This is a genomic window from Streptomyces sp. NPDC093097 (genome assembly GCF_044754325.1).
Classification (GTDB): Bacteria; Actinomycetota; Actinomycetes; order Streptomycetales; family Streptomycetaceae; genus Streptomyces.
This window is the reverse complement of record NZ_JBIVOW010000009.1, coordinates 256,649-280,812: the sequence shown is the minus strand read 5'-3', so window position 1 is coordinate 280,812 and position 24,164 is coordinate 256,649. Positions and strand designations below refer to the sequence as shown.

The window sequence follows — 24,164 nt, the reverse complement described above, 5'->3', positions numbered from 1 at the left end:
CCGGCGGGTGACCGGACGGTGCGGGGCGGGCCCGCGGTGGGCCCGCCCCGCCCGCCTCAGGGAGCGATCGGCAGCGCCCGCTTGTGGGCGGTGCGGCGGTAGCGCCCGACGATCGCTCCAAAGGCGGCCTCCTCGACCGGCTCGCCCTCCAGGAAGTCGTCGATCTGGTCGTAGCCGACGCCCAGCGCGTCCTCGTCGGGCTTGCCCGGGTCGAGGGTCTCCAGATCGGCCGTGGGGACCTTGTGGACCAGCTCGGCGGGGGCGCCCAGCGCCTGCGCGACGGCGCGCACCCGGCGCTTGGTCAGCCCGGTCAGCGGGACCACGTCGGCCGCGCCGTCGCCGAACTTGGTGAAGAAGCCGGAGACCGCCTCGGCGGCGTGGTCGGTGCCCACCACCAGGCCGCTCGTGGCGCCGGCCACCGCGTACTGGGCGATCATGCGCTGGCGGGCCTTGATGTTGCCGTGCACGAAGTCCTGGTGGTGCGCGTCACGGAAGACGACGCCGCCCTCGACGGCCGCGGCCAGCGCGGCGTCGCTGGCCGGCCTGACGTCGACGGTCAGCAGGCGGTCGGGGCGGATGAACTCCACCGCCCGCTGCGCGTCCTTCTCGTCCGCCTGCTCGCCGTAGGGCAGCCGCATCGCGTGGAACGCCGCGTCGTGGCCCTCGGCGCGGGCCCGCTCCACGGCGAGCTGGCAGAGCCGGCCCGCGGTGGTGGAGTCGACCCCGCCGCTGATCCCCAGCACCAGGGAGCGCAGCCCCGCGGAGGTCAGCTGCGCTGTGAGGAAGGACACCCGGCGTTCGATCTCCCGCACGGCGTCGAACTCGGCGGTCACCTGGAGTTCGCGGGCTATCTCCTGCTGCAGGGCCTTGGCCGCCTGGTCCGTCACCGGTGCTCCTTACGCTGTTCGTCACGCGCTGTTCCCCAGCCGCGCGACGCGGGTCACGCGGAGTGTCGGCCAGGCGTATCGGGGTACTGCCCAGGAAGTTTATGCGGGGTGCGCCCACTTCTTGAGCTCGGCCTTGCTGCCGAACGCCGCGACGTCCTTGTCCAGCGGGGAGTCGGTGTACTGGTGGATACGCCAGTTCGCCTTGATCCGCGGGTGCCCGGCCGCGACGTAGTCGGCGATCCACAGCCCGTCCGCGGCGTAGGAGGTGGTGTCGCGGTGCAGCCAGAACTCGCGGTTGCAGTAGAGCAGCACCCGGTGGGTGGGGCGCAGCTTCTTGACCTCCACGAGGAACTGGTCCTTCTGCGCGTTGCTGGCGTAGCTGCCGGAGCCGGTGGTCTCCCAGTCGGCGGCCAGCAGATCGCCCTGGACCGATGCGCACTTCTCCACGAAATAGCGGGCCTGGGCGGCGATGTCGCCCGGCCACAGGAAGTGGTAGAAGCCGACCACGGCACCCGCCTCCCGGGCCCGCGCCGCCTGTGCCGACTGGTGCGGATTGACGTAGGAGCGGCCTTCGGTCGCCTTGATGAAGACGAAGTCCAGCCCCTTGGCGGAATATCCGGTGTTGTAGGAGCTGACATCGACACCGTGCAGCATGAGCGGCCTCCTGCCGTCGGACCTGCGGAATGCGAAGCGTCATCTGCGCGAAGCGGCAGCCGCCCCGTCAGCAGTTCAGCATGTTCACATCCGGGGACGCCAGATTGCCGCGCCGAAGTTCCCATCAGAGAAGGGGAGTTGGGGGCGCGAGGCGCGGATGATGTGAATGAGGGGGAAGGGGTGGGTGGGCGGTCCGGTCGTGTTCGCCCGGTCGTTTCACGTTCGTTCGTTCCTGCGGGGGAGTGCCCGGGAACGGGCCCGGCCGAGCACGCGGTGCACGGACCGGCTCCGGCGGGTGGCCCGCAGCTCCGCGATCAGGCGGTCGTAGCGCTCGGCGACCGGCCCGGGGCCGTGCCGCCGGGCGCTCTCCAGCGCCGCCGCGCCGAGCGCCCGGCGGCGCTCCGGGTCCCCGGCCAGCTCCAGCAGCGCCCCGGACAGCGCCCGCCCGTCGTCGCACGGCACCAGCACCCCGCCCCCGCCGCCCTGGATCAGCTCCGTCGGGCCGGGCGGGCGGCCGGTGCCGACGACCGGCACACCGCGCCGCATCGCCTCGACCAGCGCCGGCCCGGACGCCCCGGCGTCGGCGGCCGAGGCGGCCAGCGCCGCGCCCGCGAACTCCGCCCCGTCGGGCGAGCGCGGCCCGGCCAGCTCGGCCCGCCCGGCCAGCCCCAGCCCGTCGATCAGGCTCCGCAGCCGGGCGCGTTCGGGGCCCTCGCCGTGGATCCGCAGCCGCCAGTCGGGGTGCCTGGCGCAGACTGAGGAGAACGCCTCGACGAGCAGGTCGAAGCGCTCGGCCGGGACCAGCCGGCCGGCCGCCGCGAGGACCGGACCGGCCCCTTCCGCGTTCGCGGTGGGCGGCGGGGCGTCCGGCGACGGGACCACCGCCGGCATCGCCAGCACCCGCACCCCGGGCAGCGGCAGCCGCGACCGCCAGATCGCCGCCTGAGCCTCGGTGGTGGTGACCAGGGCGTCCAACGCCCGGTAGGGACCGGCGAGTTCGGCCCGCAGCGGGGCGCCGTGCGCGTCGTACCGCAGCGGCACCTGGGCGATCCGCAGGGCCCGGCGGGGGCCGAAGCGGGCCAGCGCGGCGTTGACGCCCGGCCGGGTCCCGATGAGGACGTCGGCGTCGGTGCCGCGCAGGAACTCCGCGGCCCGCAGATCGACCAGCCGGCTGTACTGGTGGTGCCGCCGATCGGCGCGCGGGAGGTCCACCGCCGGCTCGCCGAACAGCGGGTGCGCCATGTCGGCGCTGCCCATCCGGGTGTCCACCAGCGGCACCAGCCGCACCCGCGGGTCCACCGCGCACCGCGGGACCTCGCGGTGCCGCAGCATCGAGACCAGCTCGACGTCGTGCCGGTCGGCGAGCGCGGCGGCCAGCGCGAGGGTGGCGCGCAGCGGGGTGCCGACGGCGTACGCGTTGTGCAGCAGGAACGTGATCTTCATGCGGTGTCTTCCGGGAGTCGCGCCCAGGGAGCCCGGGTGAGTGCTCCCGGGGTGCCGGGCCGTCCGTACGCCGACCGGGCCGGTCCTCGTGTCCGGTCCCCGCGGGCGGCCCGGCCGGCACCGGCAACCGTTGCGGGCACGGGTAAGCCGAGGGCGTGCCCCGGGTGAGAGCCCGGTAAGAAAGCGCCCGCCGGACCGGCCGCCCTGTGAGGGGGACGGGGTGCCTTGGCAGACTTGCCGGGTGACCCACTCCGTGCTGCTCGCCGAGGACGACCGCCCCATCCGCACCGCGCTGGAACGCGCGCTGACCCTGGAGGGGTACCGCGTCACCGCCGTCGCCGACGGCATCCAGGCACTGGCCGCCGCGCACCGCGAGCGGCCGGACGTGATCCTGCTGGACGTGATGATGCCGGGGATCGACGGGCTCCAGGTCTGCCAGGTGCTGCGCGCCGAACAGGACCGCACCCCGGTCCTGATGCTGACCGCCCGGGTCGAGACCGCCGACCGGATCGCCGGGCTGGACGCCGGCGCCGACGACTACGTGGTCAAGCCGTTCGAGGTCGAGGAGGTCTTCGCCCGGATCCGGGCGCTGCTGCGGCGCACCGCGGAGCCGCCGTCCCCGGCGGGCGCCGACGGCACCGGGGCCGGCGAGCCCGGTGCCGGCCATGACGCCCGGGCCGCGGAGAGCGGCGTCGTCGAGGCGGCCGACCTGCGGATCGACGGCCCCTCGCGGCGCGCCTGGCGCGGGACGCGCGAACTGGAGCTGACCCGCACCGAGTTCGAGCTGCTGGAGCTGCTGGCCCGCAACGCCGGCATCGTCCTGGACCACTCGACGATCTACGACCGGATATGGGGCTACGACTTCGGACCCGGCTCGAAGAACCTCGCGGTCTACGTCGGCTATCTGCGGCGGAAGGTCGATGTGCCGGGCAGCCGGCCGCTGATCCACACGGTGCGCGGCGTCGGCTACGTCCTCAGGGAGGACTGAGGTGCCCGGGCGCCGCGGTCCGTCCGCCCGGCCGCCGGGGGCCCGCCGGCCCCGCCGGCGGCTGCCGGCCTGGCTGCGGTCGCGCGAACCGGCCAGTCTGCGCACCTCCTTCGCGCTGGCCTTCGGCGCCGTCGCCGCCGGGGTGACCGTCCTGGTCGGCTTCCTCAGCTACGACGCGGCCGCCCGGCTGGTGCGGATGGACGAGAAGTCGGTCTTCTCCCAGGTCGTGAAGGACCTGCGGACCCAGGTGCGGGAGGAGCCGCACACCGCCGCCGACTACGCGGCGGGCCCCGGCCGCGCCCACGGCGGACCGCGCGACGAACTGACCGGCGCCACCCGCACCGACGTCCAGGTCCTGGCCGCCGACGGGCGGATCGTCGACGCCGGGCACCCGGTGCTCCCGGTGGGCGCGGGCGAACGGGGCCTGGCGGCACGGCCGGAGGCCGGCCGCTACGAGGAGCGGGTGGCCGTCCTGGGCGAGGAGGAGTACCACGTCGCCACCGTGGCGCTCGGCGGCGGGCGCGGCGCCGTCCAGGTCGCCCAGAAGCTCAGCGGCACGGAGGTGCTGCTCGCCACGCTCCAGCAGCGCACCGTGCTGCTGGCCGCCGGGGTGATCGCGCTGGCCGGGGCCGTCGGCTGGTGGCTGGCCTGCCGGATCACCGGGCGGCTGGTCCATCTGACCGCGGCCGCCGAGAGCGTCGCCGCGCACGGCCGGGTCGACGTCGAGGTGCCGGTGGCCGGCCGGGACGAGGTCGCCCGGCTCGGCCGGGCCTTCGACGACATGCTCGGCCGGCTGACCACCGCCGTCCGCGACCAGCAGCGGCTCGTCCAGGACGCCGGGCACGAGCTGCGCACCCCACTGACCTCGCTGCGCACCAACATCTCGCTGCTCAAGCGCTTCGACGAGCTGCCGCCGGACGCCCGCGAGGAACTGCTGGCCGATCTGGCCGGCGAGGCCCGGGAGTTGACCGACCTCGTCAACGAACTGGTGGCGCTGGCGGCCGGGCAGCACGGCGACGACCCGGCCTCCGACGTCCGGTTGGCCGAGGTCGCCGAGCGCGCGGCCGCCGCGACCCGGCGCCGCACCGGCCGCGAGATCACCGTGCACACCGACCGCCCGGCGGTCGTCGAGGGCCGGTCGGCCGCCCTGCACCGGGCGGTCGGCAACCTCCTGGAGAACGCCGCCAAGTTCGACGCCGACGGCACCGCGCCGATCGAGGTGGTGGTCCGCGGGGCCCGCGTCGAGGTCCTCGACCGCGGCCCCGGCATCGCCGACAGCGACCTCCCCTACGTCTTCGACCGGTTCTACCGCGCCCCGGCCGCCCGCGGCCTGCCCGGCTCGGGGCTCGGGCTGGCCATCGTGCGGGAGGTCGCGGTGACCCACGGCGGCCGGGCCTTCGCCGCCACCCGCCCCGGAGGCGGCGCCCGGCTGGGCTTCACGGTCGGCGAGGACGGCCCGGACCCGGCGGCCGACGGGATGACCAGGGCCGCCGGCCGGCTGAGGTGACGCCGGCCGCGGGCCCCTTGCGCCCCCGATCCGCCGGAGGCGCCCTGGTCGGGCACCGGCACCGAACTCCCGTGTGCCGGGCGGGGCTTGACGACGCGCCCTAACGTCCCGAGTGCTCCCCCTGGGCCGTCTCCACGGTCTGGTGCAGATCGGCCGCCGCGTCCACCGCGGCCGCCGCGGAGAACGCGACGCAGGCCAGCAGGGCGGCGGCTCCCAGGCGGCGGCCGCGCGGGACGGGGCGGCGGCGCGGGCGGTCCGCCGGGGCGTGGGGGGCGAGCAGGGCGGCGACCCGGCGGGGGACCGGGCCGGCCGTCGCGGCGAGCACGGCGCTCGGGCGGGCCGGGCCCGCGGTGCGCTCCCGGGCGGCCAGCGCGGCCCGGCCGATCGCCCGCGCGGTGACCTGGCGGTCGCCCACCTGACCGGCGGCGGTCTCGTCCGCCCAGCGCTCCAGCGCGTACGCCAGCGGGGAGCGCAGCCCGCGCAGCAGCGGATGGCAGACCGCGGACAGCGCGACGGTCAGCAGGAAGAGGTGGTGGCGGCCGGCGAGATGGGCGCGCTCGTGGGCGAACAGGGCTTCCCGCTCGGCCGGCGGCAGCGCCCGCAGCATCCCGGCGGTGACCACCACCCGGCCCGGCCGGCCGGGCAGGGCGTAGGCGTCGGGCGCCGCGTCCGGCAGCACGCACAGGTCGCCGGCGAGGGCGTGGGCGTCGGCGGTGCGCCGGGCGGCGCGCAGCTCGGCGCGGTGCCGCAGGGCGCGGCGGGCGAGCGCGAGGGCGGCCCAGACCAGCAGCGCGCCGGCGACCGGGGCGGCCGGGACCGCCACCATCGTGTCGGCACCGGGGAGCGCCCGCTGGAGATGGCCGAAGGCGGCGACCGGCGGCAGCCGCAGCGCCCCGGCGACCGTGAGCAGTCCCAGCGCCGCGGCCGTGCAGCCGGCCAGCACCGCGGCGCAGCCGGTCAGCAGCCAGGCCGCGGCGCGCGGCGGCAGCGACTCGGCGAGCCGGCGGGCGGTGGGCACCGCCAGCAGCGGCATCAGCAGCGGGACCCAGACGGCGATGATCACGAGGTGGCCCCGGAGCCGGGGAGGTGCCCGCCGGCGCCGCCCTCGGGGCCCGCCTCGTCCAGCAGGGAGCGGAGCAGCCGCTCGTCCTCGGTGGTCAGCTCGGAGACGAAGCGGGCGAGCGCGGTGGTGCGGTCGTCCTGCTTGTCCAGCTCGCTGCGCATCCGCCGGGCGGTCAGGCCGGCGGAGTCGTGTATCGGGGAGTAGGCGAAGCCGCGGCCGGCCCGGGTGCGGGAGACCGCCCCCTTGCCGTGCAGCCGGCTGAGGATGGTGGTGACGGTCGTCCGGGCGAGTCTGCCGCCCAGCTCGCCCTGGACCTCGGCGGAGGTCAGCGGACCGTCGGCCGCCCACAGGGCCGCCAGTACGCTGGCCTCCAGCTCGCCGGCCGGACGGCGCGGCGCGGGTGTCGCCTCTGCCACGGAACCGTCCTCCACCCTTCCGTCGTCTACAGTGCTGTAGACCGTCTGCGGCAACCGCAGACGGCGGGGTCCGCCGCTCGGCAGGCCCGCAACCCATTATGGGAGGGGCCACCGACATGGCCGTAGCGGCCGCGGCACTGCACGCCGGCACCGTCACCCAGGCGGTCAACATCCTCGACGCCGGCTCACTGCTCGCCGCCTTCGGCGCGCTCGGCGTCGCCGTCGTCCTCTTCGCCGAGACCGGTCTGCTGGTCGGCTTCCTCCTCCCCGGCGACTCGCTGCTGTTCACCGCCGGGCTGCTGTGCGCGCCCGGCGTCGGCGGCGCCGTCCACCTCTCCCTGCCGCAGGTGCTGGCCGCCGCGGTCGTCGGCACGCTCCTCGGATCGCAGACCGGCTACTGGATCGGTCGCCGCGGCGGCCGCGCCCTGCTCACCCGCGGCCGCTCCCGCAAGCTCGCCGAGGGCGCCGCCCGTGCCGAGGAGTACCTGGCCCGCTACGGCCACGCCAAGGCGATCGTCCTGGCCCGCTTCGTGCCCGTCGTCCGCACCGTGCTCAACCCGCTCGCCGGCGCCCTGAACGTGCCCATCCGCACCTTCACCCTCTGGCAGGCCCTCGGTGGCTTGATCTGGACGCTCGGGCTCACGTTCGCGGGATATCTCCTGGGCGCATCGGTGCCCAACGTGGACCGCTATCTGCTTCCGGTCGTCGCTCTGGTCGTGCTGGTCTCGCTGGCGCCCATTGCCCTGGAGGTGCTCCGGGCCCGCAAGCGCCGCAGGGCCGGCGGGCCGGAGGCGGAGCCCGCCGATGCGCCGGATCGCGCCACCGCGCCACCGGCACCCTGATCGACCCGTCACACTTGCTGGAGCACGCCGGCGGCCGGTGCACCACCGAGGCCGTCCGGCAGCCAGCCCACGCACCATGCATCGACCCGCCAAGGAGTAAAGCCCAGTGACCGACCTCGCCTTCGGCGGCGCCTCGATCGACGGCGGCCTGTACACCTCCGTGACCGGCTTCGCCCAGGACATGCCGCACTTCCTCAACGTCCTGGTCTCGTACTGGACCGACTTCGGGCTGGGGGTCTTCGCGCTGCTGATGCTGGTCGGCTGGTGGAACGCCCGGCAGCGGCTGGGCGGCAGCACCCGCCGCCGGCTGGGCCCCGGGGAGGGCCGGCACTCCGGACCGGTGACGATGGCGATGGCGCTGGCCGTCCCGGTCATCGTGATCCTGGCCTACGTCGCCAACGACATCGTCAAGAGCTTCTTCCACGAGCAGCGCCCCTGCCAGACCCTGCACGTGATCACCGTCGACGCGTGCCCGCCGCTCGGCGACTGGTCCTTCCCCAGCAACCACTCGACCATCGCCGCCGCCTCAGCCGTCGCCCTGCTCCTCCTGGACCGCCGGCTCGGCGCCCTCGCCATCCCGGCAGCGCTCCTGATCGGCGCCTCGCGGGTCTGGGTCGGCGCCCACTACCCGCACGACGTCCTGGTCGGCCTGATCGTCGGCTCCGTGGTGGCCGCGGCCCTCATGCCGCTCGCCCGGCGCGCCGCCCCGCTCGTCGAACGCGTCCGGGAGACCCCGCTGCGCCCGCTGGTCGCCGCCCGGTGACGTCCTCGGGGGCGTCGCCGGAGCCGGCCGCCGCGATCCGCGGCCCACGTCTCGGCGCACCCCCGAGCCGACTGCTCGCCCTCGCGGCCGTCTGCGCCGCCCTCTTCACGGCCCTGGCCGTCACCACGGCCCTACGGCACGGCGCCCCGCTCGCTCCCGAGCGGGGCGCTCTGCATGCGGCCCTCGCCCACCGCGGGGAGCCGCTGCGCTCCCTGGCCGGCGCGCTGACCGCCACCGGAACCGGCGTCGTCCCCTATCTGATGGCACTCCTCGCCGGTCTGTCGGCCGGCCGCGACGCCCGCGGCCGGCTCCGCGCGGCCCTCGGCGCGGTGCTCGTCCTCGCCGCCGGCCAGGCCGTCCGCTACGGCCTGATGGAGCTGCTCGCCCGACCCCGGCCGCCGCACGCCGACTGGGCCGCCGGGGCCACCGGCTTCTCCTTCCCCTCCGGCCACGCCACCACCTCCGCACTGGCCGCCGGCCTCCTGGCCTGGGGCGTGCTGCACCGCACCCGCCCCGGCGCCGGCCGCCCCTGGTGCGCGCTGCTCGCCCTGTGGGCGGTCGGCGTCGGCCTCACCCGTGTCTACCTGGGCGTCCACTGGGCCGGCGACGTCCTGGCCGGCTGGCTGCTGGCCGGCGCGCTGCTCGCCCTCGCGCTGCTCCTGGACCCCCTTCTCGTGCCCCGCGCGCCGGGGACGGCGGAAGCTCTGCCCACCGCTTGGCCATGAATCGCTGACGATCGGCCCAGGTCTTCCCCAAGGCCGCATGGACCCTTGCCGTGCCGAGCACCACTGTGCTGGGCACCGGCCGACCGCGCCCGGCCGCCGCCGGTGCCGCATCCGCACCAGCGCAAGCCGAGGGGGACCGCCATGCACCACCGCACCCGTACCCTGACCGCCGCCCCGGACGCCGCCGGGCACCGCTGCCCCGCCGCCGCGGCCGCCGACCCCACACCGTGCGACGGCCCGCCCGCCGCCACCCTCATAGACCGCGACGGCCGGGAGCTGGCCGGCTGCGTCCACCACTGCGCGCGCCTGCTCCCCGGCCTCGACGGCGCCCGCGTCCACCCCTTCGCCCCCGCCGCGCAGGCCCTGGACATCTACGTCCGGGCCCGTGAACTCCCGCCGTTCGCCTGGGAGATCGGCCGGTAGCGGAGCGCCCCGCGCATACGCCCCGGGCGCCGGCGAGGGTGGGCCTCGCCGGCGCCCGGGGCGCGGAACGGAAGGGGGGTCAGCACTCGATGATGTTCACCGCGAGGCCGCCGCGGGCGGTCTCCTTGTACTTGACGCTCATGTCGGCGCCGGTCTCCTTCATGGTCTTGATGACCTTGTCGAGGGAGACGTGGTGGCGGCCGTCGCCGCGCAGCGACATCCGGGCCGCGGTGACGGCCTTCACCGCGGCCATGCCGTTGCGCTCGATGCACGGGATCTGGACCAGGCCGCCGACCGGGTCGCAGGTCAGGCCGAGGTTGTGCTCCATGCCGATCTCGGCGGCGTTCTCCACCTGCTCGGGGCTGCCGCCGAGGACCTCGGCCAGACCGCCGGCCGCCATGGAGCAGGCCGAGCCGACCTCGCCCTGGCAGCCGACCTCGGCGCCGGAGATCGAGGCGTTCTCCTTGAAGAGCATGCCGATGGCGCCGGCGGCGAGCAGGAAGCGGACCACCCCGTCCTCGTCGGCGCCCGGGACGAAGTTGACGTAGTAGTGCAGCACCGCGGGGATGATGCCGGCCGCGCCGTTGGTCGGGGCGGTCACCACCCGGCCGCCGGCGGCGTTCTCCTCGTTGACGGCCATCGCGTAGAGGGTGACCCACTCCATGGCGCGGGCCGCCGCGTCGCCCTCGGAGCGCAGCGCGCGGGCGGCGTTGGCGGCCCGGCGGCGGACCTTCAGACCGCCGGGGAGGATGCCCTCGCGGGACATGCCGCGGGTGACGCAGGCCTCCATGACCCGCCAGATCTCCAGCAGGCCGGTGCGGATCTCCTCCTCGGTGCGCCAGGCCTTCTCGTTCTCCAGCATCAGGGCGGAGATGGACAGGCCGGTCTCGCGGGAGAGCCGCAGCAGTTCGTCGCCGGTGCGGAAGGGGTGGGTCAGGACGGTGTCGTCGAGCCTGATCCGGTCCTCGCCGACCGCGTCCTCGTCGACGACGAAGCCGCCGCCCACCGAGTAGTAGGTCTTCTCCAGCAGGGGGGCGCCCGCCGCGTCGTAGGCGAAGAGGGTCATGCCGTTGGCGTGGTACGGCAGCGACCGGCGGCGGTGCAGGATCAGCTCGGTGGACTCGTCGAAGTCGATCTCGTGCGCGCTGCCTATCTCGGCGCCGAGGAGCCGCAGCCGGCCGGTGGTGCGGATGCGCGCGACCTCGTCGTCGGCGCGCTCGACGTCGACGGTGCGCGGGGAGTGGCCCTCCAGCCCGAGCAGGACGGCCTTGGGGGTGCCGTGGCCGTGGCCGGTGGCCCCGAGCGAGCCGAAGAGCTCGGCGCGCACCGAGACCGTCTGGGCGAGCAGACCGTCCTTCTTGAGCCGGCGGGCGAACATCCGGGCGGCCCGCATGGGGCCGACGGTGTGGGAACTGGAGGGGCCGATGCCGATGGAGAAGAGGTCGAAGACGGAGATGGCCACGGGGGCTGACTCCCTTGTCTGCTCGGGGTGGATGTTGTGCAGATACGGGCAGGACGGGGTATTCCGGCCCGAATGTCGAGCGTAACCCGCTCGCGGGGGATTGCCGCCGGCCGGGAAGCGGCGGGCGGCGGAAGGGGAGGTGAAGCCGGACGGGCGGCGGGCGCGGGGAGGGCGCCGGGCGCGGGCGGTCCGGGAAGGGGAAGCGCGGCTCCGGGCCGGGGCCCGGCCCGGAGCGCGGGTGGGGTGGCGGGCCTGGGGCGGCCCGCCACCGGGTCACCGGGGGCCGTGGCGCCCCGGTGACCGGCCCGTCACAGCGACGGGTACAGCGGGTACTTCTCGGCCAGGGCCGTGACCCGGGCCTTGAGGGCCTCGCGGTCGTAGGAGGGCTTGAGCGCCTCGGCGATGATGTCGGCGACCTCGCGGAAGTCCTCGGCCGTGAAGCCTCGGGTGGCCAGGGCCGGGGTGCCGATCCGCAGGCCGGAGGTGACCATCGGGGGCCGCGGGTCGTTCGGGATCGCGTTGCGGTTGACGGTGATGCCGACCTCGTGGAGGCGGTCCTCGGCCTGCTGGCCGTCGAGCTGCGAATCGCGCAGGTCGACCAGGACGAGGTGGACGTCGGTGCCGCCGGAGAGCACCGAGACGCCGTGCTCCTTGACGTCGTCCTGGACCAGGCGCTCGGCCAGGATCCTGGCGCCCTCAAGCGTGCGCTGCTGGCGCTCCTTGAACTCCTCCGACGCGGCGACCTTGAAGGACACCGCCTTGGCGGCGATCACGTGCTCCAGCGGACCGCCCTGCTGGCCGGGGAAGACCGCGGAGTTGATCTTCTTGGCCAGCTCGGCGGTGGACAGGATCACACCGCCGCGGGGGCCGCCCAGCGTCTTGTGCGTGGTGGTGGTCACCACGTGGGCGTGCGGCACCGGGGAGGGGTGCAGACCCGCGGCCACCAGACCGGCGAAGTGCGCCATGTCGACCATCAGGTACGCGCCGACCTCGTCCGCGATCCGGCGGAAGGCGGCGAAGTCGAGCTGGCGCGGGTAGGCGGACCAGCCGGCGACGATCAGCTTGGGCCGGTGCTCCTTGGCGAGGCGCTCGACCTCCTCCATGTCGACCAGGTTGGTCTTCTCGTCGACGTGGTAGGGCACCACGTTGTAGAGCTTGCCGGAGAAGTTGATCTTCATGCCGTGGGTCAGGTGCCCGCCGTGCGCGAGGTTCAGACCCAGGATGGTGTCGCCCGGCTTGATCAGCGCGAACATCGCGGCGGCGTTGGCCTGCGCGCCGGAGTGCGGCTGGACGTTGGCGGCCTCGGCGCCGAAGAGCGCCTTGATCCGGTCGATGGCGATCTGCTCGACCACGTCGACGTGCTCGCAGCCGCCGTAGTAGCGGCGGCCCGGGTAGCCCTCGGCGTACTTGTTGGTGAGGACCGAGCCCTGGGCCTCCATGACGGCGACCGGGGCGAAGTTCTCCGACGCGATCATTTCGAGGGTGGACTGCTGGCGGTGCAGCTCGGCGTCGACGGCGGCGGCGACGTCGGGGTCGAGCTCATGGAGGGAGCTGTTCAGAAGCGACATGAGACTTCCTGGAGTTAAGGGCGAGCGGGCAGGGCGCCGCGGCCCCGCCCGTGGCGGGTGCCGGGCCGGGTCAGCCGGCGGCGAAGGCGGTGTACTCGTCGGCCGTGAGCAGGTCCTCCGGCTCACCGGCGAGCTTCACCTTGAACAGCCAACCGCCCTCGAACGGGGCGGAGTTCACCAGCGAGGGGTCGGCGGCGACGTCCTCGTTCACCTCGGTGACCTCGCCGTCCACGGGCGAGTAGAGGTCGCTGACCGACTTGGTCGACTCCAGCTCACCGCAGGACTCGCCCGCGGTGACGGTGGCCCCGACCTCGGGGAGCTGCACGAAGACCACATCGCCGAGGGCGTTGGCCGCGTGCTCGGTGATGCCGACCGTCGAGACGCCGCCCTCGGCGTCCGACAGCCACTCGTGCTCCTTGCTGTAGCGCAGCTGCTGGGGGTTGTCCATGGCTCGATTCTCCTGTACGCGGGGGTGTGATGGTGACGGGGGTCTTGCCCAGTGAGACGCGTGGCGCCGGGCGCACGGGCGCAGGTCCGCGGTGGGCGCCGCGGACTCGCCGCTCCCGCCTGCTACTTCTGGCGCTTGTAGAAGGGCAGCGCGGTGACCTCGTAGGGCTCGTGGGCGCCGCGGATGTCCACCCGGACGCCCGCCGTGCCCGGCGCGGCGTACGCGGCGTCGACGTAGGCCATGGCGATCGGCTTGCCGAGGGTGGGGGAGGGCGCGCCCGAGGTGACCTCGCCGATCACCGTGCCGTCGGCCGCCACGACCGGGTAGCCGGCGCGCGGCACCCGGCGGCCCGCGGCCACCAGGCCCACCAGCGTGCGCGGCGGGGACTGCTCGGCGCGCTCGGCGGCCGCGGCCAGCGCCGCGCGCCCGACGAAGTCGCCCTCCTTCTCGAACTTCACGACCCGGCCCAGGCCCGCGTCGAACGGGGTGAGCGCGGTGGTCAGCTCGTGTCCGTACAGCGGCATCCCCGCCTCCAGGCGCAGGGTGTCGCGGCAGGACAGACCGCAGGGGGCCAGGCCGACGTCCTCGCCCGCCGCGGTCAGCGCCTCCCACAGCGCGACCGCGTCCGCCGGCCGGACGAACAGCTCGAAGCCGTCCTCGCCGGTGTAGCCGGTGCGGGCGATCAGCGCCTCGACGCCGGCGACCGTGCCGGGCAGGCCCGCGTAGTACTTCAGCCCGTCCAGGTCGGCGTCGGTCAGCTTCTTGAGGATGCCGGGGGACTCCGGGCCCTGCACCGCGATCAGCGCGTAGGCGTCCCGGTCGTCGCGGACCGCGGCGTCGAAGCCCGCCTGGCGCTCGATCAGCGCGTCCAGCACCACCTGGGCGTTGGAGGCGTTGGCGACGACCATGAACTCGGTCGCGCCGAGGCGGTAGACGATCAGGTCGTCGAGGATGCCGCCGTCGGGGGCGCAGATCATGGTGTAGCGGGCGCGGCCGACCTTCAGCGCGCTGAGGTTGCCGACCAGCGCGTGGTCGAGCAGGGCGCCGGCCTGCGGGCCGGTGACGGTGAGCTCGCCCATGTGGGAGAGGTCGAACAGGCCGGCGCGGGTGCGGACCGCGAGGTGCTCCTCGCGCTCGCTGCGGTAGCGCAGCGGCATGTCCCAGCCGGCGAAGTCGGTCATGGTCGCGCCGAGCGCGCGGTGCGTGGCATCGAGCGCCGTGCGGCGGGGGGCTTCAGTCATCGTTCCGGGCTCCCAGGCATGGGTGACAAGACGGTCTCCCCATCTGTCATCGGAACCTGAGAGGTTCACCGGGATCCCGCGGGCGGGCCCGGTTTGCACCTTGGGTGGAGCCGCCCCGTTCAGCCAGGCAGTGGCTCGCTTTTCAGATCTGCCTCGCCCGCGCGGTATATGGGGCCTGAGAGATTCAAGGGAGGACTTGCTCCTTCGGCGCCCCGCCAAGACGGCCGGGGACTCTCCCGCGCGGATTCAAGCGGCCGGTATGGAATTGGCTGACTGCGCACGGGGCGACCTTCCGGTGCGCCCGTGGCGGCCACATCATTACACGGGAACGCCGTTTGCAGGAGTCCCAGCTGCCGCTTTTGTTCCCGGTCGGGCCTGCCGCACCGCCCGCGGCGGGGCCCGTCGCCGGGCCGCCCGGCGGGCCGTCACCTCGGGGGCGCACCCGCCGGCCCTTGCCGCGCATTACCTTTTCTTGACACTCTGCACGCTCTGCGGGAGCGCCGGGGCACGCGCCCGGCGCGGGTCCTCGGGGAGGGGCGGGCACGGTGCACGGCGAGCTGGCGTACACGAGAACGGCGGGGGCCGCGCCCCCGGAACCGGTCCGGGACGAGCCCCCGGAACGACACCGCGGGCGCCGTGCCGACCGCCCCCGCCGCACCGATCTGCGCGGCCCCGGCCGGCCCCCGCACACCGTGCTCCGCTTCCCGCCCGGCGATCTCGTCGTGGTCTCCGGACTGCCGGGCAGCGGCAAGAGCACCCTGATGCGGCGGGCGGTGCCCGTGCGCGACGGCCGCGGCGCACCGGTGCACCGCGTCGACTCCCAGGACGCCCGGGAGACTTGGGAGGGCGGCCCGCTGCGCCGGCTCCCCTACGCCCTCTGCCGCCCGCTGGTCCGCGTCGCGCACTACCGCACGCTGCGCCGCGCGCTGCGCTCCGGCGCGAGCGTGGTGGTGCACGACTGCGGGACATGGGCGTGGGTGCGCCGCTGGCTCGCCCGGACCGCCCGGCGCGGCGGCCGGGCGCTGCACCTGGTCCTCCTCGACGTACCGCCCGCGGCGGCCCTGGGGGGCCAACGGGCGCGCGGCCGCGGGGTGTCGCGGTACGCCTTCGCCCGCCACCGCCGGGCGGTGCGCCGCCTGGTGAAGCGGGCCGAGACGGCCCGGCTCCCGAGAGGCGTCGGCTCCGCGGTGCTGCTGGACCGGCGCTCCGCCGCGGCGCTGGAGCGGCTCACCTTCGACTGAGCGGACCGTCCCCGCGCACGTCGCCGGCTTCGAGCCGCGGCCCGTCGCCCGTTAGGGTCTGATCCACCGGGCGGGTCCGCACACCCGCCTCCGGGAGGAGTCGGCCGGGCAGCCCGGCCAGTAATGGGTGGGTGAGATGAACTATCCGGACAATGACCCGCGGCACGGCGGGCCGGTGCCGGCAACGGACGCGGGGATACCGCCGGTCGCCTGGCCGGCCAACGAACTGGAAGAGGTGCTGGGCGCCTCGGTCGGCCACCCCGAGGCCGGCGGCCGGATCGTCGAGGTGCTGGGCCGCAGCCAGGTATGGGTGCCGCTGCCCGAGGGCGGCGGACCGGACAGCGCGGGCCCGGGGGCGTCCGGCCTGGACGTGCCGACCACCGAGATCGACGGCGCCGCGTACGTCCCGGTCTTCAGCTCCGAGCAGGAGTTCCGGCGGGTCGTCGGCACGCACCTGTCGTACACCGTCGCGCCCGCGGGGGAGTTCGCCCGCGGGCTGCCGCCGCTGCTGGGCCTGGTGGTCAACCCCGGTGGCACCGTCGGCGTCCCGCTGCCGCCGCCCGCGGTGGCCGAACTGTGCCGGACCGGGCGCACGGAACTGGACGGCCCGCCGACCGCCGGCGCCCGGGTGCGGCTCTTCGAACCGGACTGGCAGGACGAGCCGGTGGACTTCCTCGCCGCCGCCGGACTGGCCTTCTCCGGCGCCGGGTTCGTGCGCACCGCCCGGCGCGCGCTGGCCAGCGTCGAGGGCGACACGCCGGCGCTCTTCGTCGGGGTGCAACTGGACGTCGCGCCCGAGCGGTTCCAGGACGGCTCCGCCCGCGACGAGGCGCTGACGGCCCTGGGGCGGGCCCTGGGGCAGGTGCCGGTGCCCTGGCCGGTCCAGCTCGTGCTGCTCGACGTCGCCCAGGGCGACCCGGTCGCCGACTGGATGCTGGAGCGCGTGCGGCCTTTCTACACCTCGGACCACTCGTAAGCTGGTGGACGACGGGCGGGCGGGCGCCCGGCCGGGAGAAGGGACGGACCACGTGAGCGCGGGTGCGCATCAGGGAGCGGCGGCGGCCGACCAGGTCGAGCAGATGCTGCGAGCGGTCTCGCCCGGGCGCTACGACGCCTACGAGGCGCTGCTGCGCGCCCTCGCGCACGGGCAGGTCTGGATGCTGCTGTGGCACGGCCGGGCCGGGCAACCCGACGCGCAGTACGGGAACATGGAGGTCGAAGGGCTCGGCTACGCGCCCTGTGTGACCTCCGCCGCCGAGCTCGCCGCCTCCGGCTGGACCCGCGACCACGAGCTCGTCAGCGGCCCCGAGATCGCCGCCTCCCTCTTCCCCGACCGCTGGGGCCTGTGGCTGAACCCGCACGCCCCCGGCGGCGGGGTCGGCATCCCCTGGCTCGACCTGCGCCGGATCGCCGGGGGCCTGGACCGGCTGCCCGCCGGACCGCTGCGGATCTGCGAACCGGCCGTCGACATCCCGCAGTTCTACGCCCTGCTCGCGCAGAACGCCCACCGCACGCCCCCCGTCCGGTCGTTGCGCCGGGCCTGGGTGCAACCCGCCCTCGGCGCCCCGTACTTGGCGATCGGCCTGGATCTGTACGACACCGGGCAGCCGTCGGTGGACGCCGCGCGGCTGATGATCCAGCAGTCGATGGGCGCCGTGCCGGACGGGCTGCCGGTGTCCACGGTCGCCATGAACGACGAGTACGACCCGGTCGGCATGTGGATGCGGGCCTGCGCCCGCCCGTTCTTCGACCGCGACGGCTACGCGCAGCCGCCCGCCCCCGGGCCGGGCTACGGCTACGGCTACCCGCGCCCCTACTGACGCCGACGCCGGCGGGCGCCCTTTGCCGGGCGCCCTTTGCCGGGCGCCCGCGCACGGCCGCTCTTCGGCCGAATTCCCCCTAGTGATCCGGCGATCGAGGCCCTCGCCGACCCGTCGGCGCACCGCTCAGTCCGAACTGTTGTCCGCATAACGGAAAGCTGCGGGCCACATCACAGTTGCGCATCCTTTCCCCACCAGGGCTGGTGAGTGATCGCGCGTCGGATGAAGACTCCCGCAGCAAGGACCTCGGTCCTTTGTACGAACGCCGTCCCCGGCCGGAGTCCTGCGCGTCTTTGTGAACGTCCGCAGTGCCAACTCCCGCTAGACCCGGAGGAGATGGCGGCAAGGGAACACCAGTGAGGTTACAGACCAGGCCGCTACCGCGGCGGGCAGGCGCCCGCCGCCGTCGGCCGGGAGGGGTTCTGAAGCACCGTGACCGCACCGATCGAGACCACCGGGGCAGCTGCGCAGGCGCAGCCGGAAGCGGTGCTGGAAGGCGTGGAGAGCAAGCGGATCGAGGGGCGCTCGCTCGGCCAGATCGCCTGGCTGCGTTTCCGCCGGGACAAGGTCGCGATGGCCGGTGCCATCGTTGTCATCCTGCTCATCCTGACCGCGGCGCTCTCCCGGCCGCTCCAGCACCTGCTCGGACTGGACCCCAACCAGCCCCACCAGGACCTGATCGACCCCAACACCACGCTCCCCAAGGGCGACTTCGGCGGGATGAGCGGCAGCCATCTGCTCGGCGTGGACCCCAAGTTCGGCCGTGACCTGTTCTCCCGGATCCTGGAGGGGTCCTGGGTGTCGCTGCTGGTGGCGTTCGGCGCGACGCTGCTGTCGGTGGCCATCGGCACCGTCCTCGGCGTGGTCGCCGGCTTCTACCGCGGCCGGGTGGACGCCTTCATCAGCCGGCTGATGGACGTCTTCCTGGCCTTCCCGCTGCTGCTGTTCGCCATCGCGATCTCCGCGTCTCTCCAGGGCGGCGCGTTCGGTCTGGACGGCCTGCCGCTGCACATCTCGGTGCTGATCTTCGTGATCGGCTTCTTCAACTGGCCCTACATGGGCCGGATCGTGCGGGCCCAGACCCTGTCGCTGCGGGAGCGGGAGTTCGTGTCCGCCGCCCGCGGCCTGGGAGCCCGAGGGCCGTTCATCCTCTTCCGGGAGCTGCTGCCCAACCTCGTGGGACCGGTCATCGTCTACTCGACGCTGCTGATCCCCTCCAACATCCTCTTCGAGGCGGCGCTGAGCTTCCTGGGCGTGGGCATCCAGCCGCCGCAGTCGTCGTGGGGCGGCACGCTCACCCAGGCGGTCAAGTACTACGAGGTCGACCCCCAGTACATGCTCGTCCCCGGCCTCGCCATCTTCGTCACCGTGCTCGCGTTCAACCTGCTCGGTGACGGTCTGAGGGACGCGCTGGACCCGCGCAGCCGCTGACCGGCACCGGTTCCGCGCCTCACCCTCTCAAGCCTTTTCGCTCTGACGTATCGATCTGACGTTTCTCGACGAACGAAAACGAAGGGGACACCCAGCATCATGCGAAGGTCACTTCCGGTCGCGACCATCGCGGCCGTCACCAGCGCGGGCCTGTTGCTGTCCGGCTGCAGCGGAAAGGGTTCCTCCGACAGTTCGGCCGGGGCCAACGCCGCCACCAAGGGCATCGTCAACGCCTCGGACGCGAAGGGGGGCACCGTCACCTACGCGATGAGCGACGCCCCCGAGTCCTTCGACCCGGGCAACACGTACTACGCCTTCGTCTACAACTTCAGCCGGCTGTACGCCCGCCCGCTGACCACCTTCAAGCCGGGTCCCGGCACCAAGGGCAACCAGCTGGTCCCGGACCTCGCCGAGTCGATGGGCAAGTCCAGCGACGACGGCAAGACCTGGACGTACAAGCTGCGCAAGGGCGTCACCTACGAGGACGGCACCCCGGTCACCTCCCAGGACGTCAAGTACGCGGTGGAGCGCAGCAACTTCGCCCGCGACACCCTCTCCCTGGGCCCGAACTACTTCCAGCAGATCCTCCAGGACAACGACGGCGGCTATAAGGGCCCGTACAAGGACAAGAGCAAGGAAGGGCTCAAGTCCATCGAGACGCCCGACCCGCAGACGATCGTCTTCCACCTGAAGAAGCCGTTCGCCGAGTTCGACTACCTGGTCAGCGCCCCGCAGACCGCCCCGGTCCCGCAGGCCAAGGACAAGGGCGCGGACTACACCAAGTCCGTGGTCTCCACCGGCTCGTACAAGTTCGAGAGCTACCAGGAGGGCAAGCGGCTCACCCTGGTCCGCAACCCGCACTGGTCGGCCGCCAACGACCCGCTGCGCAAGCAGCTCCCGGACAAGATCGTCCTCAATCTGAAGGTCGCCCAGTCGACCATCGACAAGGACCTCCAGTCCGGCAACACCATGGTCGACATGGCCGGCCGCGGTGTCGACGGCCAGACCCAGGCGCAGCTGCTGACCGACCCCTCGCAGAAGTCCAACACCGACAACGCGCTCGGTCAGCGCCTGGTCTACACGGCGATCAACACCAAGGTGGCGCCGTTCGACAAGCTGGAGTGCCGCAAGGCCGTCGAGTACGCCATCGACAAGAAGGCCGTGCAGACCGCGCTCGGCGGCCCGATCCGCGGTGACATCGCCTCCACGGTCCTGCCGACGGACATCGCCGGCTACCAGAAGTACGACCTGTACCCGCAGAAGTACAAGGGCGACAACCTGGACCTGACCGAGGCCAAGCAGCACTGGCAGAAGTGCGGCGCCGGCAACGTCAACACCACCATCCTGGCCCGCAACGACCGCCAGGACGAGGTCGACGCGGCCACCTCGATCATCGGCTCGCTGAAGAAGATCGGCATCAACGCCAAGCTCCAGCAGTACCCGACCGGCAAGTACTTCTCGGACTACGCCGGTGTGCCGGGGTTCAACAAGACCAACCACGTCGGTCTGATGATGATGCAGTGGGGCGCCGACTTCCCGACCGGCTACGGCTACCTCCAGCAGATCCTCAACGGCAAGGCGATCAGCCAGTCCGGCAACACCAACCTGTCCGAGCTGGACGACCCGGACATCAACAAGCTGCTGGAGGGGGCCATCGCCACCACCGACCAGGCCGCCCGCGAGAAGGCGTACGCGGAGGCCGACCGGAAGGCGATGGAGCAGGCGGCGCTCGTCCCGCTGACCTACTTCAAGGTCCTGATGTACCGCTCGCCGAAGGCCACCAACATGGTGTCCACCTCGGCCTTCAGCGGTGAGTACGACTACCTCAACATCGGCGTCAAGAAGTAGCAGCCCCGGAAGGCAGGTGAAGGCATTGGTGTCCGCGGGCCGGTCGCTCCCGGCCCGCGGCACCGGCGCCGCATCCCCGTGTTCTCGTACATCATCCGCAGGTTGATCAGTGCAGTGATCCTGCTGCTGATCGTCAGCGCGGTCACTTTCGGTATCTTCTTCCTGCTGCCGAAGCTGGCCGGGCAGACTGCCGACCAGCTTGCCCAGCAGTACATCGGAAAGGCCCCCACGCCCGCGGACATCGCCGCGGTGAAGAAGAACCTCGGTCTGGACAAGCCCGTGTACGAGCAGTACTGGGAGTTCCTCAAGGGCATCTTCGTCGGCATCGACTACAAGTTCGGCCCGGAGGCGGCCACCTGCCATGTGCCGTGCTTCGGTTACTCGTTCAAGACCCATATCGAGGTCTGGCCGGAGATCCAGTCCCGGCTCCCGGTGACGCTGTCGCTGGCCGCCGGCGCCGCCGTGCTGTGGGTCCTCTCCGGCGTCGCCACCGGTGTGCTCTCCGCGCTGCGCCCCGGTTCGCTCTTCGACCGGATGGCGATGGGCGTGGCGCTGGCCGGCGTCTCGCTCCCGATGTTCTTCACCGGCGCGCTGGCCCTGGCCCTGTTCACCTACCAGTGGCCGCTCTTCGAACGCAGCGACTACATCCCGCTGTTGACCGATCCGGTCGGCTGGGCGCGGACCATGTTCCTGCCCTGGGTCACCCTGGCCTTCCTCTACTCGGCGCTCTACGCCCGGCTCACCCGGGCGGGCATGCTGGAGACGCTGAGCGAGGACTACATCCGCACCGCCCGCGCCAAGGGCCTGCGGGAGCGCCGGGTGGTGATCCGGCACGGTCTGCGGGCCGCGCTGACCCCGATCATCACCGTCTTCGGCATGGACCTGGGCCTGCTGCTCGGCGGTGCGCTCATCACCGAACAGGTCTTCTCGCTCAAGGGAGTCGGCGCCTTCGCGGTCGACTCCATCAACGCCAACGACCTGCCGAACATTCTCGGCGTCACCCTGCTCGCCGCGTTCTTCATCGTCCTGTGCAACCTGGTGGTGGACGTTCTGTACGCCGCCGTCGACCCGCGGGTGAGGCTCTCGTGACCGACTCTTCCGAGGACAAGACCACGGCGGCGGGGCCGGCGGACGCCAAGGCCGCCGGGGCCGAGCCCGCCGAGCCGGCGAAGGCCGAGCCCGCCCGGGCCGCCCAGGCCGAGCCCGCCGGGACGAAGGCCCCGTCCGCCTTCCTCGAAGTGCGTGACCTGAAGGTGCACTTCCCGACCGACGACGGTCTGGTGAAGTCCGTCGACGGGCTCAACTTCAGCCTGGAGAAGGGCCGGACGCTCGGCATCGTCGGCGAGTCCGGCTCCGGCAAGTCGGTCACCTCGCTGGCCATCATGGGTCTGCACCGGGCCTCCCGGCAGCAGCGCAGCAAGGTGCGGATGTCCGGCGAGATCTGGCTGGACGGCAAGGAGCTGGTCGGCGCCGACCCCGACGAGGTGCGCCGGCTGCGCGGCCGCGAGATGGCGATGATCTTCCAGGACCCGCTGTCCGCGCTGCACCCCTTCTACACCGTCGGCAAGCAGATCGTGGAGGCGTACCGCGTCCACCACGACGTCGACAGGAAGACCGCGCGGAAGCGGGCCGTCGAGATGCTCGACCGGGTCGGCATCCCGCAGCCCGACAAGCGGGTGGACGACCATCCGCACCAGTTCTCCGGCGGTATGCGCCAGCGCGCCATGATCGCGATGGCGCTGGTCAACAACCCCGAGCTGCTGATCGCGGACGAGCCGACCACCGCCCTGGACGTCACCGTCCAGGCGCAGATCCTCGACCTGATCCGCGACCTCCAGAAGGAGTTCGGCTCGGCGGTCATCATCATCACCCACGACCTCGGTGTGGTCGCCGAACTCGCCGACGACCTGCTGGTGATGTACGGCGGCCGGTGCGTGGAACGGGGGCCCTCGGACCGGGTGTTCGCCACCCCGCAGCACCCCTACACCTGGGGCCTGCTCGGCTCGATGCCGCGGATCGACCGCGACCAGACCGACCGGCTGATCCCGGTCAAGGGCTCGCCGCCCAGCCTGATCAACGTGCCGTCCGGCTGTGCCTTCAACCCCCGTTGCCCGTACGCGGACGTCCCCAAGGACAACGTCACCCGCACGGTGCGCCCCGAACTGCAACGGGTCGAGGGCCGGCACTTCTCCGCCTGCCATCTGCCGCAGGAGGAGCGGGACCGCATCTGGACCGAAGAGATTGCGCCGAAGCTGTGACCGAGACGACCGAGACCACCAAGACCACCGAGTCGGCCGGGAACACCGCGCCGGGCGCACCGCTTCTGAAGGTCCGCGGCCTGGTCCGGCACTTCCCGATCACCAAGGGGCTCCTCAAGCGCAGGGTCGGCGCCGTGCAGGCGGTCGACGGGATCGACTTCGACGTCTTCCCCGGGGAGACCCTCGGCGTGGTCGGCGAGTCCGGCTGCGGCAAGTCGACCATGGGCCGGCTGATCACCCGGCTCGACGAACCGACCGGCGGCACCGTCGAGTTCGAGGGCCAGGACATCACCCATCTGTCCCCGGGCCGGCTGCGTCCGCTGCGCCGCGACGTCCAGATGATCTTCCAGGACCCGTACGGTTCGCTGAACCCGCGGCACACCATCGGCGGGATCGTCTCCACCCCCTTCCGGCTCCAGGGCGTCACGCCCGAGGGCGGGGTGAAGAAGGAGGTGCAGCGGCTGCTGGAGCTGGTGGGCCTGAGCCCGGAGCACTACAACCGCTATCCGCACGAGTTCTCCGGCGGTCAGCGCCAACGCATCGGGATTGCCCGGGCGTTGGCCCTCAAGCCCAAGCTGGTGGTGGCCGACGAGCCGGTCTCCGCCCTCGACGTCTCCATCCAGGCCCAGGTCGTCAACCTCATGGACGACCTCCAGGAGGAGCTGGGGCTGACCTACGTCATCATCGCCCACGACCTCTCGGTCATCCGGCACGTCTCGGACCGGATCGCGGTGATGTACCTCGGCAAGATCGTCGAACTGGCCGAGCGGGACGCGCTGTACTCCGCACCGCGGCACCCGTACACCAAGGCGCTGCTCTCGGCGGTGCCGGTGCCCGACCCCAAGCGGCGCACCCAGCGCGACCGCATCCTGCTCAAGGGCGACGTCCCCTCGCCGATCAACCCGCCGTCCGGCTGCCGGTTCCGCACCCGCTGCTGGAAGGCGACGCAGGAGTGCACCACCACCGAGCCGCCGCTGGTCCGCCTCGCGACCGGGCACCAGGTGGCCTGCCACCACCCCGAGGAGCCGGACGGCGATTCCGGCGCCAACGCCCCTGCGGCGACCGAAAGTTCGGACGGTAAGGGATCAACCGGGCAGTAACGCCTGACGACTTGGCAAAGTCGCTGGTGGAGGTGG

23 protein-coding genes and 1 riboswitch are annotated in these 24,164 nt (G+C 73.3%); of the genes, 14 read left to right on the top strand and 9 right to left on the bottom strand.

Features of this window, described 5'->3' with window-relative positions:
• Positions 1–56: 56 nt before the first annotated feature.
• The 3 genes from nadE to ACIQE0_RS18395 all read right to left on the bottom strand — a co-directional run bounded on the left by nadE (position 57) and on the right by ACIQE0_RS18395 (position 2,984).
• Positions 57–887: an ammonia-dependent NAD(+) synthetase gene (gene nadE / locus ACIQE0_RS18405; RefSeq protein WP_402333209.1), complete on the bottom strand. Its 831-nt coding sequence runs from the start codon at positions 885–887 to the stop codon at positions 57–59.
• A gap of 99 nt (positions 888–986) precedes the next feature.
• Positions 987–1,541: a glycoside hydrolase family 25 protein gene (locus tag ACIQE0_RS18400; RefSeq protein WP_366330738.1), complete on the bottom strand. Its 555-nt coding sequence runs from the start codon at positions 1,539–1,541 to the stop codon at positions 987–989.
• A 216-nt stretch (positions 1,542–1,757) separates the two neighbouring features.
• Complete coding sequence (locus ACIQE0_RS18395) at positions 1,758–2,984, bottom strand: glycosyltransferase (RefSeq protein WP_402333205.1); 1,227 nt, start codon at positions 2,982–2,984, stop codon at positions 1,758–1,760.
• A 241-nt stretch (positions 2,985–3,225) separates the two neighbouring features.
• Here ACIQE0_RS18395 and ACIQE0_RS18390 point away from each other — a divergent pair, with 241 nt between their 5' ends.
• Positions 3,226–3,972, top strand: coding sequence for a response regulator transcription factor (locus ACIQE0_RS18390; protein WP_402333202.1), 747 nt, complete (start codon positions 3,226–3,228; stop codon positions 3,970–3,972).
• Position 3,973: 1 nt separating this feature from the next.
• Positions 3,974–5,479, top strand: coding sequence for an ATP-binding protein (locus ACIQE0_RS18385; protein WP_402333199.1), 1,506 nt, complete (start codon positions 3,974–3,976; stop codon positions 5,477–5,479).
• Between the two features lie 100 nt (positions 5,480–5,579).
• Here the strand turns inward: ACIQE0_RS18385 and ACIQE0_RS18380 are convergent, their stop codons facing one another.
• Positions 5,580–6,542: a M56 family metallopeptidase gene (locus tag ACIQE0_RS18380; protein WP_402333196.1), complete on the bottom strand. Its 963-nt coding sequence runs from the start codon at positions 6,540–6,542 to the stop codon at positions 5,580–5,582.
• A complete protein-coding gene (locus ACIQE0_RS18375; RefSeq protein WP_402333193.1) occupies positions 6,539–6,958 on the bottom strand; it encodes a BlaI/MecI/CopY family transcriptional regulator in 420 nt (139 codons plus the stop codon). Before ACIQE0_RS18375 ends, ACIQE0_RS18380 begins: the two co-directional genes overlap by 4 nt.
• Before the next feature lie 116 nt (positions 6,959–7,074).
• On the opposite strand from ACIQE0_RS18375, the gene ACIQE0_RS18370 reads away from it, so the two are divergent.
• The 4 genes from ACIQE0_RS18370 to ACIQE0_RS18355 all read left to right on the top strand — a co-directional run bounded on the left by ACIQE0_RS18370 (position 7,075) and on the right by ACIQE0_RS18355 (position 9,711).
• Positions 7,075–7,800: a DedA family protein gene (locus tag ACIQE0_RS18370; RefSeq protein WP_402333190.1), complete on the top strand. Its 726-nt coding sequence runs from the start codon at positions 7,075–7,077 to the stop codon at positions 7,798–7,800.
• Positions 7,801–7,906: 106 nt separating this feature from the next.
• Positions 7,907–8,563: a phosphatase PAP2 family protein gene (locus tag ACIQE0_RS18365; protein ID WP_366330732.1), complete on the top strand. Its 657-nt coding sequence runs from the start codon at positions 7,907–7,909 to the stop codon at positions 8,561–8,563.
• Positions 8,560–9,288, top strand: a complete 729-nt coding sequence (locus ACIQE0_RS18360; RefSeq protein ID WP_402333187.1) for a phosphatase PAP2 family protein — start codon at positions 8,560–8,562, stop codon at positions 9,286–9,288. The genes ACIQE0_RS18365 and ACIQE0_RS18360 overlap by 4 nt, the downstream gene beginning before the upstream one ends.
• A gap of 141 nt (positions 9,289–9,429) precedes the next feature.
• Complete coding sequence (locus ACIQE0_RS18355; RefSeq protein WP_366330730.1) at positions 9,430–9,711, top strand: hypothetical protein; 282 nt, start codon at positions 9,430–9,432, stop codon at positions 9,709–9,711.
• A gap of 79 nt (positions 9,712–9,790) precedes the next feature.
• Here ACIQE0_RS18355 and ACIQE0_RS18350 read toward each other — a convergent pair whose 3' ends face one another.
• The 4 genes from ACIQE0_RS18350 to gcvT all read right to left on the bottom strand — a co-directional run bounded on the left by ACIQE0_RS18350 (position 9,791) and on the right by gcvT (position 14,430).
• Positions 9,791–11,173: an L-serine ammonia-lyase gene (locus ACIQE0_RS18350; protein WP_402333184.1), complete on the bottom strand. Its 1,383-nt coding sequence runs from the start codon at positions 11,171–11,173 to the stop codon at positions 9,791–9,793.
• A gap of 308 nt (positions 11,174–11,481) precedes the next feature.
• Positions 11,482–12,741, bottom strand: a complete 1,260-nt coding sequence (gene glyA, locus ACIQE0_RS18345) for a serine hydroxymethyltransferase (protein WP_366330728.1) — start codon at positions 12,739–12,741, stop codon at positions 11,482–11,484.
• 70 nt (positions 12,742–12,811) lie between these two features.
• Positions 12,812–13,189 (bottom strand): glycine cleavage system protein GcvH, encoded by a 378-nt coding sequence (gene gcvH / locus ACIQE0_RS18340; protein ID WP_366330727.1) that lies wholly within the window; start codon positions 13,187–13,189, stop codon positions 12,812–12,814.
• A 122-nt stretch (positions 13,190–13,311) separates the two neighbouring features.
• Complete coding sequence (gcvT, locus tag ACIQE0_RS18335; protein WP_402333179.1) at positions 13,312–14,430, bottom strand: glycine cleavage system aminomethyltransferase GcvT; 1,119 nt, start codon at positions 14,428–14,430, stop codon at positions 13,312–13,314.
• Between the two features lie 152 nt (positions 14,431–14,582).
• Positions 14,583–14,679, bottom strand: a riboswitch (glycine riboswitch).
• Positions 14,680–14,975: 296 nt separating this feature from the next.
• On the opposite strand from gcvT, the gene ACIQE0_RS18330 reads away from it, so the two are divergent.
• From ACIQE0_RS18330 to ACIQE0_RS18295, 8 genes are all read left to right on the top strand, one after another.
• Complete coding sequence (locus tag ACIQE0_RS18330) at positions 14,976–15,671, top strand: AAA family ATPase (protein WP_402333176.1); 696 nt, start codon at positions 14,976–14,978, stop codon at positions 15,669–15,671.
• Between the two features lie 136 nt (positions 15,672–15,807).
• A complete protein-coding gene (locus ACIQE0_RS18325; RefSeq protein ID WP_366330724.1) occupies positions 15,808–16,647 on the top strand; it encodes an enhanced serine sensitivity protein SseB in 840 nt (279 codons plus the stop codon).
• A 52-nt stretch (positions 16,648–16,699) separates the two neighbouring features.
• Positions 16,700–17,491 carry an enhanced serine sensitivity protein SseB C-terminal domain-containing protein gene (locus ACIQE0_RS18320; protein WP_402333172.1) on the top strand — a complete coding sequence of 264 codons (792 nt, stop codon included), beginning with the start codon at positions 16,700–16,702 and terminating at the stop codon, positions 17,489–17,491.
• 432 nt (positions 17,492–17,923) lie between these two features.
• Positions 17,924–18,922: an ABC transporter permease gene (locus ACIQE0_RS18315; RefSeq protein WP_366330722.1), complete on the top strand. Its 999-nt coding sequence runs from the start codon at positions 17,924–17,926 to the stop codon at positions 18,920–18,922.
• Positions 18,923–19,021: 99 nt separating this feature from the next.
• Positions 19,022–20,770 carry an ABC transporter substrate-binding protein gene (locus tag ACIQE0_RS18310; protein WP_366330721.1) on the top strand — a complete coding sequence of 583 codons (1,749 nt, stop codon included), beginning with the start codon at positions 19,022–19,024 and terminating at the stop codon, positions 20,768–20,770.
• Positions 20,771–20,848: 78 nt separating this feature from the next.
• A complete protein-coding gene (locus ACIQE0_RS18305) occupies positions 20,849–21,859 on the top strand; it encodes an ABC transporter permease (protein WP_366330720.1) in 1,011 nt (336 codons plus the stop codon).
• Complete coding sequence (locus tag ACIQE0_RS18300) at positions 21,856–23,028, top strand: ABC transporter ATP-binding protein (protein WP_402333167.1); 1,173 nt, start codon at positions 21,856–21,858, stop codon at positions 23,026–23,028. The genes ACIQE0_RS18305 and ACIQE0_RS18300 overlap by 4 nt, the downstream gene beginning before the upstream one ends.
• The gene (locus ACIQE0_RS18295; RefSeq protein WP_402333164.1) at positions 23,025–24,128 is read left to right on the top strand and encodes an ABC transporter ATP-binding protein; all 1,104 of its coding nucleotides are present in this window, start codon (positions 23,025–23,027) and stop codon (positions 24,126–24,128) included. Before ACIQE0_RS18300 ends, ACIQE0_RS18295 begins: the two co-directional genes overlap by 4 nt.
• Positions 24,129–24,164 lie beyond the last annotated feature (36 nt).